The sequence below is a fragment of the Vibrio cholerae ATCC 14035 genome (genome assembly GCF_000621645.1).
Lineage (GTDB): Bacteria > Pseudomonadota > Gammaproteobacteria > Enterobacterales > Vibrionaceae > Vibrio > Vibrio cholerae.
Genome location: NZ_JHXR01000018.1, coordinates 83,703 through 95,492, shown reverse-complemented (window position 1 = coordinate 95,492; position 11,790 = coordinate 83,703). Strand labels below are relative to the sequence as shown.

General features: G+C 47.8%; 10 protein-coding genes, 2 tRNA genes, 1 rRNA gene and 1 riboswitch. Of the genes, 11 read left to right on the top strand and 2 right to left on the bottom strand.

Features of this window, described 5'->3' with window-relative positions; translation table 11 throughout:
• Nucleotides 1-30: 30 nt before the first annotated feature.
• From rrf to thiH, 10 genes are all read left to right on the top strand, one after another.
• Nucleotides 31-146, top strand: a 5S ribosomal RNA gene (gene rrf / locus T411_RS0111510).
• Nucleotides 147-221: 75 nt separating this feature from the next.
• Nucleotides 222-298, top strand: a tRNA-Asp gene (locus T411_RS0111505).
• Nucleotides 299-327: 29 nt separating this feature from the next.
• A tRNA-Trp gene (locus T411_RS0111500) sits at nt 328-404 on the top strand.
• 232 nt (nt 405-636) lie between these two features.
• Nucleotides 637-1,017, top strand: a complete 381-nt coding sequence (crcB, locus tag T411_RS0111495) for a fluoride efflux transporter CrcB (protein WP_000006444.1) — start codon at nt 637-639, stop codon at nt 1,015-1,017.
• 52 nt (nt 1,018-1,069) lie between these two features.
• Nucleotides 1,070-1,168, top strand: a riboswitch (TPP riboswitch).
• A gap of 100 nt (nt 1,169-1,268) precedes the next feature.
• On the top strand, nt 1,269-3,206 hold the full coding sequence (gene thiC, locus T411_RS0111490) for a phosphomethylpyrimidine synthase ThiC (RefSeq protein ID WP_000071109.1): 1,938 nt from the start codon (nt 1,269-1,271) through the stop codon (nt 3,204-3,206).
• Between the two features lie 3 nt (nt 3,207-3,209).
• A complete protein-coding gene (locus tag T411_RS0111485) occupies nt 3,210-4,532 on the top strand; it encodes a thiamine phosphate synthase (RefSeq protein ID WP_000251960.1) in 1,323 nt (440 codons plus the stop codon).
• Nucleotides 4,519-5,295: a thiazole biosynthesis adenylyltransferase ThiF gene (gene thiF, locus T411_RS0111480; RefSeq protein ID WP_000954514.1), complete on the top strand. Its 777-nt coding sequence runs from the start codon at nt 4,519-4,521 to the stop codon at nt 5,293-5,295. The genes T411_RS0111485 and thiF overlap by 14 nt, the downstream gene beginning before the upstream one ends.
• Nucleotides 5,295-5,495: a sulfur carrier protein ThiS gene (gene thiS / locus T411_RS0111475; RefSeq protein WP_000158354.1), complete on the top strand. Its 201-nt coding sequence runs from the start codon at nt 5,295-5,297 to the stop codon at nt 5,493-5,495. The genes thiF and thiS overlap by 1 nt, the downstream gene beginning before the upstream one ends.
• Nucleotides 5,496-5,500: 5 nt before the next feature.
• Nucleotides 5,501-6,271, top strand: a complete 771-nt coding sequence (locus tag T411_RS0111470) for a thiazole synthase (protein WP_000912209.1) — start codon at nt 5,501-5,503, stop codon at nt 6,269-6,271.
• Nucleotides 6,268-7,380 carry a 2-iminoacetate synthase ThiH gene (gene thiH, locus T411_RS0111465; RefSeq protein ID WP_000008477.1) on the top strand — a complete coding sequence of 371 codons (1,113 nt, stop codon included), beginning with the start codon at nt 6,268-6,270 and terminating at the stop codon, nt 7,378-7,380. Before T411_RS0111470 ends, thiH begins: the two co-directional genes overlap by 4 nt.
• A 224-nt stretch (nt 7,381-7,604) precedes the next feature.
• Here thiH and T411_RS0111460 read toward each other — a convergent pair whose 3' ends face one another.
• Both T411_RS0111460 and T411_RS0111455 read right to left on the bottom strand, forming a co-directional pair.
• Entirely contained in the window at nt 7,605-9,398 is a 1,794-nt protein-coding gene (locus tag T411_RS0111460) for an aminopeptidase P family protein (protein WP_000067249.1), read from the bottom strand.
• Between the two features lie 132 nt (nt 9,399-9,530).
• On the bottom strand, nt 9,531-10,472 hold the full coding sequence (locus T411_RS0111455) for a LysR substrate-binding domain-containing protein (protein ID WP_001165357.1): 942 nt from the start codon (nt 10,470-10,472) through the stop codon (nt 9,531-9,533).
• 116 nt (nt 10,473-10,588) lie between these two features.
• On the opposite strand from T411_RS0111455, the gene T411_RS0111450 reads away from it, so the two are divergent.
• Nucleotides 10,589-11,779, top strand: a complete 1,191-nt coding sequence (locus tag T411_RS0111450) for a multidrug effflux MFS transporter (protein ID WP_001140085.1) — start codon at nt 10,589-10,591, stop codon at nt 11,777-11,779.
• Nucleotides 11,780-11,790: the final 11 nt, after the last annotated feature.

Genomic DNA, 11,790 nt, shown 5'->3' with positions numbered 1-11,790 from the left:
AAGAAAAAGTGAAATCAAAAACAGAATTTGCTTGGCGACCATAGCGTTTTGGACCCACCTGATTCCATCCCGAACTCAGAAGTGAAACGAAACAGCGTCGATGGTAGTGTGGGGTCTCCCCATGTGAGAGTAGAACATCGCCAGGCTTTAACTTGTTGTTTTTAGATTTTTAAGAAAAATCTAAAGGCAAAAAAAGTAGACGAAACGTCTAACCAGACAGCGGAGCGGTAGTTCAGTCGGTTAGAATACCGGCCTGTCACGCCGGGGGTCGCGGGTTCGAGTCCCGTCCGCTCCGCCACTTATTCGAGCTTAAGCTCAAAAAACTACAGGGGTGTAGCTCCAATTGGCAGAGCAGCGGATTCCAAATCCGCGTGTTGGGAGTTCGAATCTCTCCACCCCTGCCATATATCGAAGCTCAGCAGAAATGCTGAGGTTTTTCTTTATCTGCCATTTAATTAATCTCGTCCTAAGAGTTTTTGTGATTAAGTGACGCATGTAACTTTTCTATTTTTCTCCTTATTGTTAACGGCAATCCGCCACATTGTTTTTGCTCAATCTATTATTTCGTTGAAGTTTTGCGCTTTATACCGAGGAGTGTTTAGAATACCCTCTTAGTTGGTAGATAAAGGAATCGGCATGTCATTCGCGATATTGGGTTTTATTGCTTTAGGCGGCGCGGTTGGTGCTTGCGCTCGTTTCTTAGTGTCCGAAATATGCGTCACTTTATTTGGGCGTGGTTTCCCGATTGGAACACTGACCGTTAATGTGGTGGGGTCATTTATTATGGGGGTTTTGATCGCTTGTGTTGAAAATGAGTGGTTAAGCCCTTACCCATGGAAACAAGTGATTGGCCTTGGTTTTCTCGGAGCATTAACGACTTTCTCGACGTTTTCTATGGATAACGTGCTTTTAATGCAGCAGGGCGCTTTTTTTAAAATGGGGGCGAATGTACTGTTGAATGTCATTTTAAGTATTTCTGCTGCGTGGATTGGTTTTCACTGGTTAATGAAAAGTTGATCAATGAAACAGCCATTTTACTTGGTTAACGAATAAGCTTTATCTATAATGCTTCCACTTGTCGGAGTGCCATTGGGCTGAGACCGTTTATTCGGGATCCGTTGAACCTGATCAGGTTAATACCTGCGAAGGGAACAAGAGAAGACTCTCTTAGGTGACCTATTGTTATTAATAGCGTACTTACCTGTCGACTCATCTCTCATAGCATCTTTCCGTCAAGCATTTCTCCCTCTTATTAAAAAGGAAATGCTATGTCGAACCGTAAACAAGCAAGACTGGAAGCCAAGCGCTTTATTGATACCCTTTCTGTTGAACCCTATCCTAACTCTCAAAAATCTTACCTATTAGGCTCTCGCCCTGATATTCGGGTGCCTGTCAGAGAAATTACTCTCAGCGATACTTTGGTCGGTGGCAGTAAAGATGCACCCATCTTTGAGCCCAATGAGCCTATCTGTGTGTATGACACATCTGGCGTCTATACTGACCCTTCACATGATATTGATCTCTACAAGGGGCTTCCTAAGCTCAGAGAGGAGTGGATTGAAGAGCGTCGAGATACGCACATTCTGCCTAGTATGAGCTCTCATTTCGCCCGTGAACGCTTAGCGGATGAAACTCTAGATGAACTGCGTTATGGCCATTTACCGCGAATTCGCCGAGCGATGGGCCAGCATCGAGTCACTCAGTTACATTACGCACGGCAGGGAATCATTACGCCGGAAATGGAGTTTGTGGCGATCCGTGAAAACTCTCGTCGTCTTGCTCATCAAGATCCAAGTCTACTTCAGCAGCATGCTGGGCAGAATTTTGGTGCTCATTTACCCGATCTGATTACTCCTGAGTTTGTGCGTCGTGAGATTGCAGAAGGGCGCGCCATCATCCCATGCAATATTAATCATCCTGAATCTGAACCCATGATTATTGGCCGCAATTTCTTGGTTAAGGTGAATGCCAATATCGGTAACTCTTCTGTTAGCTCTTCTATTGAAGAAGAAGTCGAGAAGTTAGTTTGGGCGACCCGCTGGGGCGCAGATACTGTGATGGATCTGTCGACAGGGCGAAATATCCATGAAACCCGCGAGTGGATCTTACGTAATAGCCCCGTGCCAATTGGTACTGTACCTATGTATCAGGCGCTGGAAAAAGTGAATGGTGTAGCAGAAAACCTCACATGGGAAGTGATGCGCGATACCTTACTAGAGCAAGCTGAGCAAGGTGTGGACTATTTTACAATTCATGCGGGCTTGCTATTGCGTTATGTGCCGATGACAGCCAAGCGCGTAACGGGCATCGTTTCTCGTGGCGGCTCGATTATTGCGAAATGGTGTCTTTCTCACCATCAAGAGAATTTCCTTTATACCCATTTTCGCGAAATCTGTGAGATTTGTGCGCAATATGATGTGGCTCTATCTCTAGGGGATGGACTTCGTCCTGGCTCGATTGCTGATGCTAACGATGAAGCGCAATTTGCTGAGTTACGTACCCTTGGTGAGCTAACCCAAATAGCTTGGGAATATGATGTGCAGGTCATGATTGAAGGGCCGGGTCATGTACCTATGCACTTAATTAAAGCCAATATGGATGAGCAGCTTAAGCATTGTCATGAGGCGCCATTCTATACCCTTGGTCCATTAACTACCGATATTGCCCCGGGTTATGATCACATTACCTCCGGTATCGGTGCGGCCATGATTGGTTGGTTTGGCTGCGCCATGCTCTGCTATGTCACACCTAAAGAACATTTGGGGCTGCCAAACAAAGAAGATGTCAAAACAGGATTGATTACTTATAAGTTAGCGGCTCATGCAGCAGATTTGGCGAAAGGGCATCCGGGAGCGCAAATTCGTGATAATGCATTATCAAAAGCACGTTTTGAGTTTCGTTGGGAAGACCAGTTCAATCTTGCGCTTGATCCCGTCACAGCACGCGCTTTCCATGATGAGACCCTACCGCAGGAATCGGGCAAAGTCGCGCACTTTTGCTCTATGTGTGGCCCCAAATTCTGCTCGATGAAGATCTCGCAAGAGGTCAGGGATTACGCAAATAACCAGACATTAGACACCACCGTCATTGACTTGGTTATGCCTGCAGAATCTATACAGCTGGCGATGCAAGATAAGTCTCGTGAGTTTTTAGCCTCAGGTGCTGAACTCTATCATCCTTTGGTGAAAGAGCCGATCGAGGAGTAAGTCATGGTACGTTTGGTTTTTCCACGTCACCTATCAGCCTTAATCGGTCACGTGCAATACGCACTGTTGCAAGCCAAGGAACAAGGGGTCGCTATTCAGCATATCCGTTTGGATGTGGGCTCTGAGGCTCAGTTTATTTTAGAGAAGAGTGAAGAGTCTTTGCGAATTGGCAGTAGTTTGTGCTCTCAAAAGGAGGGTTTTGAGCCTTGCGACTACTACCTAGACTATGTGTCTGAAAACCGAGTGTTACCCGAGGCAATGATGTGTAACGCTCGCTGCACGGTGACTGTAGGTCTTCATGATGAATATGGTTTTACGCTGGATAAGTGGCAGTATGGGCATGCTGCAGAGCAACTTATTGTTTATCCATCAGAGAACCATCGATTAAATAGTAAGGTAAATCAGCATCTTGCTTGGGTTTTAGCTACGTTGACCTTAGATTTTTCGATTGGAGATGGTTTGTGCATTGCAAGAGCGGCAATCACTCAAGGGGATAGCGTTTCACGTGAAACATGGCCAACGCAATTCGAGCGTTTCCCTGCAGTGCAATCTAACATTCGCTCTCTATCTACCCAAGTATTTCTAACCACCAGAGCATTTCCAACGATTGATAAAGCAAAATTTAATCTCTATCCCGTAGTGGATGATGTGAATTGGATTGAGCATCTTCTGAAGCTCGGTGTTAGAACGGTTCAGCTGCGAATTAAAGATCCTAAGCAGGGTGATTTGGAAGCACAGATTATCCGAGCCATCGCGTTAGGTCGTGAATTCAACGCACAGGTTTTTATAAATGATCATTGGCAATTAGCCATTAAGCATCAGGCTTATGGTGTGCACCTTGGTCAAGAGGATTTGACGAGTGCGAATTTAACCGAGCTATTAGATGCAGGTATTCGATTGGGGCTTTCGACGCATGGTTATTATGAGTTACTGATAGCCGCAGGAATACAGCCTAGCTACATCGCCCTTGGGCACATTTTTCCCACGACCACTAAACAGATGCCATCAAAACCACAAGGGCTAGTGCGATTGGCCGCCTATCAGCGGTTGGTTAATCAAATGCCTCACCAAGGACAACATGGCATTCCAACGGTGGCGATTGGTGGTATTGATTGCAGAAACATTCGCGATGTTCTCGATTGTGGCGTCACGGCGGTTGCAGTGGTGCGGGCTATTACCGAGTCACCGGATCCTAGCCTTGCAGTACAAGCGTTGAGTTCTGCTTTTGCCGATTTTGTAGATGCGGAGTACAAGTTGATGCCAGCCAGCGAGTCATGCGAGCCACTCAGTTACTTGGCTATGGAGGTAGCGGATGCTCACAGATAAACAGTTTCTTCGCTATCAAAGGCAGATCAGCCTTGCTGAGCTTGGAGAGGAAGGGCAGCAAAAACTGCTTAATTCACGTGTGTTGATAGTTGGCTGCGGGGGGCTTGGTAATGTGGTGGCCCCTTACTTGGTTGGTGCAGGTGTTGGACAAGTGATTATCGCGGATAGTGATAGGCTGGAGTTACACAACTTACACCGTCAGATTTGCTATCACGAGGCACAAATTGGTCACAATAAAGCCGAGCTTCTTGCTCGGCACTTGCGTGAACTCAATTCAGAAGTACGAGTGCGGGTGATTGCTCGGGAAGTAGATGAGCTGATCCTGAACTTAGAAATCAACCAAGTGGATTTGGTGTTGGATTGTAGTGATAACCTTCCAACCCGCCACGCAATTAATCGAGCCTGTTATGCAGCGCAGCGGCCACTCATCAGCGGTGCCGTCATTGGGTGGGAAGGGCATCTCATGGCGTTTGACTATCGCCAATCTACACCTTGCTATCAGTGTGTCGTACCGGATATGGCAGAGCGCCAACGCTGCAGTGACCGAGGCGTTATTGGCCCTGTTGTCGGTATGATTGGTAACGGACAAGCCTTAATCGCACTGCATGCTCTGATGGGGAGCGCCCATTTTCCTGCTAACCAATTACTGCGCTTTGACGGTAAATCTATGAACTGGCAGAGCTTACAGCTTCATCCAGATAAGGTTTGCCCAGTTTGCAGCGTATCGTCACCTGCACAACCGAAGGAGCCGCAACCGTGCTAATGACTATCTACTTGAATCAGCAAGCTATCCAGACTGATATTTCTAGCTCATTATTCCATTTACATGCGCAGCTCAGCCTGCCTAACCAAGGTTGCGTCTTCAGTCTCAATGGGCAGGTTGTCCCAAGAAGTGAATGGCAACACACCAAGCTTAATTCAGGGGATGAGATTTCCCTTTTCCAAGCGATAGCAGGAGGCTAAATCAGATGCTCAAGATTGCAGATAAAACGTTTCAATCCAGACTGTTTACTGGGACTGGAAAATTCTCTAATCGCCATGTCATGGCTGAAGCATTGGCCGCCTCAGGTTCAGAGTTGGTGACCATGGCGTTAAAGCGGATTGATTTGGCTCAGCGCGACGATGACATTCTTGCGCCGCTACTCAGTATGCAGATGAATCTCTTACCTAACACATCTGGAGCCAAAAATGCTGCTGATGCGGTGTATGCCGCCGAGCTAGCCCGAGAAGCCTTAGCCACGAACTGGCTTAAGTTGGAGATTCATCCTGATCCCAAATATCTAATGCCCGATCCCATCGAAACCCTGCTTGCGGCAGAACAATTGGTGAAGCAAGGTTTTATTGTGTTGCCGTATTGTCATGCTGACCCTGTCTTGTGCAAAAGATTGGAAGAGGTTGGCTGCGCTGCGGTTATGCCCCTCGGTTCACCGATTGGCAGCAATCAAGGCTTGGCGTCGAAAACCTTTCTTGAAATCATCATTGACCAAGCCAAGGTGCCGGTCATTGTCGATGCGGGGATTGGGTCGCCATCCGATGCTGCGCAAGCGATGGAGCTTGGCGCCGACGCTGTGTTAGTGAATACCGCTATTGCCGCGGCGCATGACCCCATCGCTATGGCAAAAGCCTTTAAGCTAGCGGTCGAAGCTGGGCGAATGGCTTATGAATCCGGCTTGCCATCACGAGTAAAAATGGCGACGGCATCAAGTCCATTAACTGGATTTTTGGATTTTGTATCATGAGCTTCATTACCCACTTCCAACAATTAGGCTGGGATGACAGTCGGCTATCGATTTATGGTAAGACAGCGCGGGATGTTGAACGCGCTTTATCTTCACCTAAACGGACGTTAGACGATTTCAAAGCGCTGATTTCACCTTCAGCAGAGCCTTATCTGGAAACAATGGCGCAAATGGCTTATCAGGCCACTCGTCAACGTTTTGGCAATACCATGTCGATGTACATTCCGCTCTACCTCTCTAATCTCTGTTCGAATTCCTGTACCTATTGCGGTTTTTCAATGGATAACCGAATCAAGCGTAAAACACTGAATGAAGTGGAGATTGAACGAGAGATCGCGGCGATTAAACGAATGGGTTTTGATAGCGTTTTGCTGGTGACCGGAGAGCATGAAACCAAAGTGGGTATCGAATACTTCCGTCGGGCACTGCCTATCATCAAGCAAGCTTTTCATTATGTTGCGATGGAAGTTCAGCCGTTGCAGCAAGAAGAGTATGCCGAGTTAATTGGGCTCGGGTTGGATGCGGTGATGGTTTACCAAGAAACGTACCATCCTTCGACTTATGCGCAGCATCATTTGCGAGGCAAGAAAACCGATTTTTGGTATCGACTCGAAACACCCGATAGGTTGGCTAGAGCGGGCATCGATAAAATTGGTATTGGCGCGCTGATTGGGCTTGAGGACTGGCGAACTGACAGCATTTTTGTTGCGGCGCATCTGGATTATCTTGAGCGACAATATTGGAAGACGCGCTACTCAATTTCTTTTCCGCGTTTACGCCCGTGTGAGGGCGCTTTACAGCCGAAATCAGTGATGACGGATCGACAACTTGTGCAGTTGATTTGTGCATTTCGTCTGTTCAATAGCGAGGTTGAGCTTTCTTTGTCTACCCGCGAGTCACCGATGTTTCGTGATCAAGTGGCTAAGCTCGGGATTACCTCAATGTCTGCAGCGTCTAAAACTCAGCCGGGAGGGTATTCAGACCCTAAGGTTGAGTTAGAGCAGTTTGCGGTAAGTGATGAGCGTTCTGCCGCAGAGGTGAGTAGCGCGTTAATGGAGCAAGGTTTACAAGTGGTATGGCATGACTGGCATCGAGCCTATTCAGGCTAATGTTTCACTCAAATTAATGTTTCACGTGAAACCCAAAGCTTGTATTTTACAAAAACGGCATTTGAGATTCGGATAGAGCCTTTTCTGGGTTGAAACTTGGAGTAGAACTGCGATTTCTCGAGGCTAAATCCCATCCACGATAGCGACAAAACAAATAGCAGCAACAAAAAGAAAACCGCCATACGACGGTTTTCTTTTCTATTCTATGCGGATAACCAGCCAGTTTATACGTGACTCAAGGGTGAGGTGGCTTGTTGCAACCACTCACGGACGTGAGCCTCTTTGATAAGCGGACTCACTTCATCCCACACTTTTTGATGATACTGATTGAGCCAATGGAGTTCCGGCTTAGTCAGCAAATTCACCTCAATCGCACGTTTATCGATAGGGCAACGAGTCAATGATTCAAAACCAAGTACAGAGAAATCGCCCTGAGTTGCAAACTCGGTGACCAGCTCTAAGTTCTCGATTCGAATGCCGAACGCATCGGCACGGTAATAACCCGGCTCATTGGAAAGCACCATTCCGGGGCGCAAAGCCACACTATTGTGAACCTTCGCGATACGCTGTGGCCCTTCATGTACACTTAAGAAATGGCCGACACCATGGCCAGTACCATGATCGTAGTCGTAACCTTGTGCCCATAAGTGCTGTCTGGCCAAAACATCAAGTTGTGAACCTGTTGTGCCTTTCGGGAAGCGAGCGCGAGCCAAGGCAATGTGACCTTTGAGTACTAAGGTGAATTGTTGCTTCATCTCTGCGCTGACCTGGCCAATGGCCACCGTACGAGTAATGTCTGTGGTTCCATCAAGGTACTGGCCACCAGAATCGACTAAATACAGGCTATCCATAGAAAGCTGACCCGGCTCAGGCTGATTTTGGTGGTTGTAGTGGCACATAGCGGCGTTTGTACCAGCTGCTGAAATCGTATCAAAACTCAAGTCAACCAAGGTTGGGTCTTGGCGACGGAAGGCTTCAAGTCGATCCGCCAGCTCGGCCTCATTATGCAGGCGACCATTAGCCACTTCATTGTCCAGCCAAGCGAGAAATTGCACCATAGCTGCACCATCGCGAATATGACAGGCACGCATGCCTGCAATTTCCGTGTTATTTTTTGCCGCTTTCGGCAGGAGGCATGGATCCGCTTCGTTGAGCAGTTCAGCGCCCGCATTTTGTAAGGTGAGTGTGAACCATGCATTGCTGGTCGCAGAATCGAGCATGACGCGGCGACCAGAGAGTTGATGCAGTTGAGCTTCAAGCTGATCCGGATGATGCACGCGAACCGTACCTGCTACATGGGCATCAAAATCGGTTGCCAAGCGCGCCGGATCGAAAAAGAAATCCACACTGCTGTCGTTATGGACAATGGCGTGAGAAAGCAACACGGGTAAGCGAGATACATCTAAACCGCGGATATTGAGTAGCCATGCGATAGAATCTAGTTCGGTCAACACGACGCAATCGGCGTTTTTGTCGCGCAGAGTGCTGGCGATCGATTGACGCTTTTCAAGGCTGCTTTGTCCAACACGATCAAGAGGTATTAAGCGCATTTCAGAGGCTGCGGGAACTGGACGATCCTGCCAGAGTAAATCAATCGGGTTACTGCTGACTGCACACAAGTTAATTTTTCCTGCGAGCTGTTTTTGTGCCTGTGTTAGCCAGCTACCACGGTGCATGCGAGGATCGTAACCCACTTTCGCTCCTGCGGGCAGTTGAGTGACGAGCCAGTTTAAATAAGGTTGTTCGATCAAGTGGCAATATTCGAATAGCTCACTAGACACTTGTTTGCGGACTTGAACGGTATAGCGGCCATCAACAAAAATCGCTGCGCCGGAGAGGGTAACGATGGCGGCTCCCGCGGAACCTGTAAACCCAGTTAACCAGTGTAAGCGCTCATTATGCTCAGGAACGTATTCCCCAAGATATTCATCTTCATGAGGAACAATGAAGGCATCAAGTTGCTGGGTGTGTAGCCAGTGGCGAAAATCCGCGAGGCGTTGAGAGTGTAGGTTTGACATCTGAAGTGATCCTTTTTCTAAACAGTCCTTGTTATCTCTTGTGTATGGATTATACGAACCACATACAGCAAGTGGACGAGAGCGAATAAGCTACTCTTTTTGTGTACGCTGCGCAAATATCCGACTATCAACTCAGCGTAAATGAAGCGTATTGGTTTGTATCAGTTCTCGTAACCAGCGCAGCGCAGGGTCATTCTCTCGTTCACGATGCCAAAATAGTGTGTATGCCATAGGTGGAAACTCCATCGGTAATGGTAATTCAACCAGATCCATCTGCTTGGCGACCCAGTGAGTAAAGTGGCTCGGTGCGGTAAAAATAAAGTCCGTATAGGTGCACAAACTGGCTGCACTATTGAAGTCTGGTACGGTAATCGCAATGTCGCGCTCATAGCCGAGATCGGCTAATCGATAATCCAGCAGCCAGCGATCATTTCCATCACAGCGCACTTGTACATGACGGAGGTTGAGATAGCTGGATAAATTCCAATCATACTGAAGTACCGGGTGGCCGCGGCGCACCACACAGCGCTGATTATCGCGGTAGATCTCTTGTTCACAAATGTCAGCAGGAGGCAATAAGGTCAACTTCGCATCATTGATATCAATGTCTTTACCAGTCAGACCGAAATCCAGTTCGCCAACTTGTAATTTACGGAAGGTTTGTTCAGTCCATGCATGGGTGCTGATGCTCAGATGAGGACCGTGGCGAAAAATCGTCGGTAAAAAGTAGGGCATGATCAATGGATAAACACTTTCGACCGCCGCGATCTGAAAGCGATATTCGCTGGATTGGGGGGAGAAATGTGCGGGCTGAGTTAGTAGCTCAAGCTGATTCACCAACACATCCAGTTTGGGTTTTAAGAAGAGCGCCTTCGGGGTCGCATTCAGTCCATAAGACGTGCGAACAAACAACGGGTCGTCAAACTGCTCGCGTAGCTTGGCTAAGGATTTACTCACGGCCGATTGGCTCAGACATAAACGTGCAGCCGCGCGCGTGACGCTTAACTCTTCAATCAATACTTTTAAACAGACCAGTAGATTGAGATCGATACGGGCCAATTTTTCAATTTGCATGAGTTTTTCCAAAATAGAATAACAGCAATGACGATATACCACTGTTTAGCATATCTTGAGCCACGTATCATGCACCGATCTTTAAAATTCAGTCGGAGTGTGAAGTGAAACAAGCAATGCCATCTCAGGTCAGTAAGCAGCAAATGGTGCTACTGACACTACTCGTTCTATTTAGCCCATTGGCGATCGATATTTATCTACCGGCATTGCCTCAAATATCACAAGCGTTTCACGTGGAACACGCTTTAGCACAAGATACGATTACCTGGTTTTTGTTTGCGATGGGCGTCGGGCAGTTATTTGCTGGCCCATTAGCAGATAAGTATGGTCGACGAACTGTTGCATTAGGGGGCATTAGCATTTATGCCTTGAGCGCTTTATTGGCGTGGAGTGCTCAAAGTATTGAATGGATGTTAATGGCTCGGTTGCTACAAGGCTTAGGAGCGTGTGCGACTTCCGTAGCAGCTTTTGCAACAGTTCGCGATTTATTTGGGCCGCAACGCAGCGGTAAGATGATCAGTTACCTCAATGGAGCGATCTGTTTTATTCCGGCACTCGCGCCGATTCTGGGCAGTTGGTTAACTCAGCAATTCGGTTGGCGAGCAAACTTCAGTTTTATGACCGGATTTGCGCTGCTGGTAGGGTTAGCCATGGCTCTACGTCTGCAGGAGAGTAATCCGTACATGGGCAGTCGACCTGCCGTCTTTAAGCTCTCTCGTTATGCCGCCGTATTAAAAGCGCCGACCTTCCTCTTCCACGCATCGCTGTGTCTGCTGGCGATGGCGGTGATTCTCGCTTACGTGACCTCCGCGCCAGTGATTCTCATGGAGCGTTTACAGCTCAGCATGAATGAATTCACCTTCTGGTTTGGCGTTAATGCGGTGATCAATATCATTGCCTGCATGACGGCCCCCAAAGTGATGGATAAATTGGGTACTCGTTGGTCTTTGATCATTGGCATTACTACGTTAATGATCGCTGGCAGTCTAATGCTGGTGCTGCGTAATCAGGCAAGCGCACTGGCGTTCATGTTGCCAGTGTTTTTATCATCGATTGGTTTTGCATGGATACTGGGCGCAGCCGCCGGTAAAGCGTTAGCTCCGTTTGGCGATAAAGCCGGTACGGCGGCGGCATTGCTCGGACTATTCCAGATGAGTGGTTCTGGGCTATTGGTCGGTACGTTGCAACGCATTATGCCTGAGCCGCAACTACTGATCGGTTTGACCATGTGGCTAGCGGCACCTGCGTTACTCATTTTATTCTCACCGCTTGGTTTTCGTTGGCACGCCAGTGTCTCTGAGTGTTGATAGAACAAGAT

What these genes read in the sequence shown, in the direction of transcription:
- crcB (WP_000006444.1), top strand. Translation starts at nt 637, where the DNA reads ATGTCATTCGCGATATTGGGTTTTATTGCTTTAGGCGGCGCGGTTGGT.
- thiC (WP_000071109.1), top strand. Translation starts at nt 1,269, where the DNA reads ATGTCGAACCGTAAACAAGCAAGACTGGAAGCCAAGCGCTTTATTGAT.
- T411_RS0111485 (WP_000251960.1), top strand. Translation starts at nt 3,210, where the DNA reads ATGGTACGTTTGGTTTTTCCACGTCACCTATCAGCCTTAATCGGTCAC.
- thiF (WP_000954514.1), top strand. Translation starts at nt 4,519, where the DNA reads ATGCTCACAGATAAACAGTTTCTTCGCTATCAAAGGCAGATCAGCCTT.
- thiS (WP_000158354.1), top strand. Translation starts at nt 5,295, where the DNA reads ATGACTATCTACTTGAATCAGCAAGCTATCCAGACTGATATTTCTAGC.
- T411_RS0111470 (WP_000912209.1), top strand. Translation starts at nt 5,501, where the DNA reads ATGCTCAAGATTGCAGATAAAACGTTTCAATCCAGACTGTTTACTGGG.
- thiH (WP_000008477.1), top strand. Translation starts at nt 6,268, where the DNA reads ATGAGCTTCATTACCCACTTCCAACAATTAGGCTGGGATGACAGTCGG.
- T411_RS0111460 (WP_000067249.1), bottom strand. Translation starts at nt 9,398, where the DNA reads ATGTCAAACCTACACTCTCAACGCCTCGCGGATTTTCGCCACTGGCTA.
- T411_RS0111455 (WP_001165357.1), bottom strand. Translation starts at nt 10,472, where the DNA reads ATGCAAATTGAAAAATTGGCCCGTATCGATCTCAATCTACTGGTCTGT.
- T411_RS0111450 (WP_001140085.1), top strand. Translation starts at nt 10,589, where the DNA reads ATGCCATCTCAGGTCAGTAAGCAGCAAATGGTGCTACTGACACTACTC.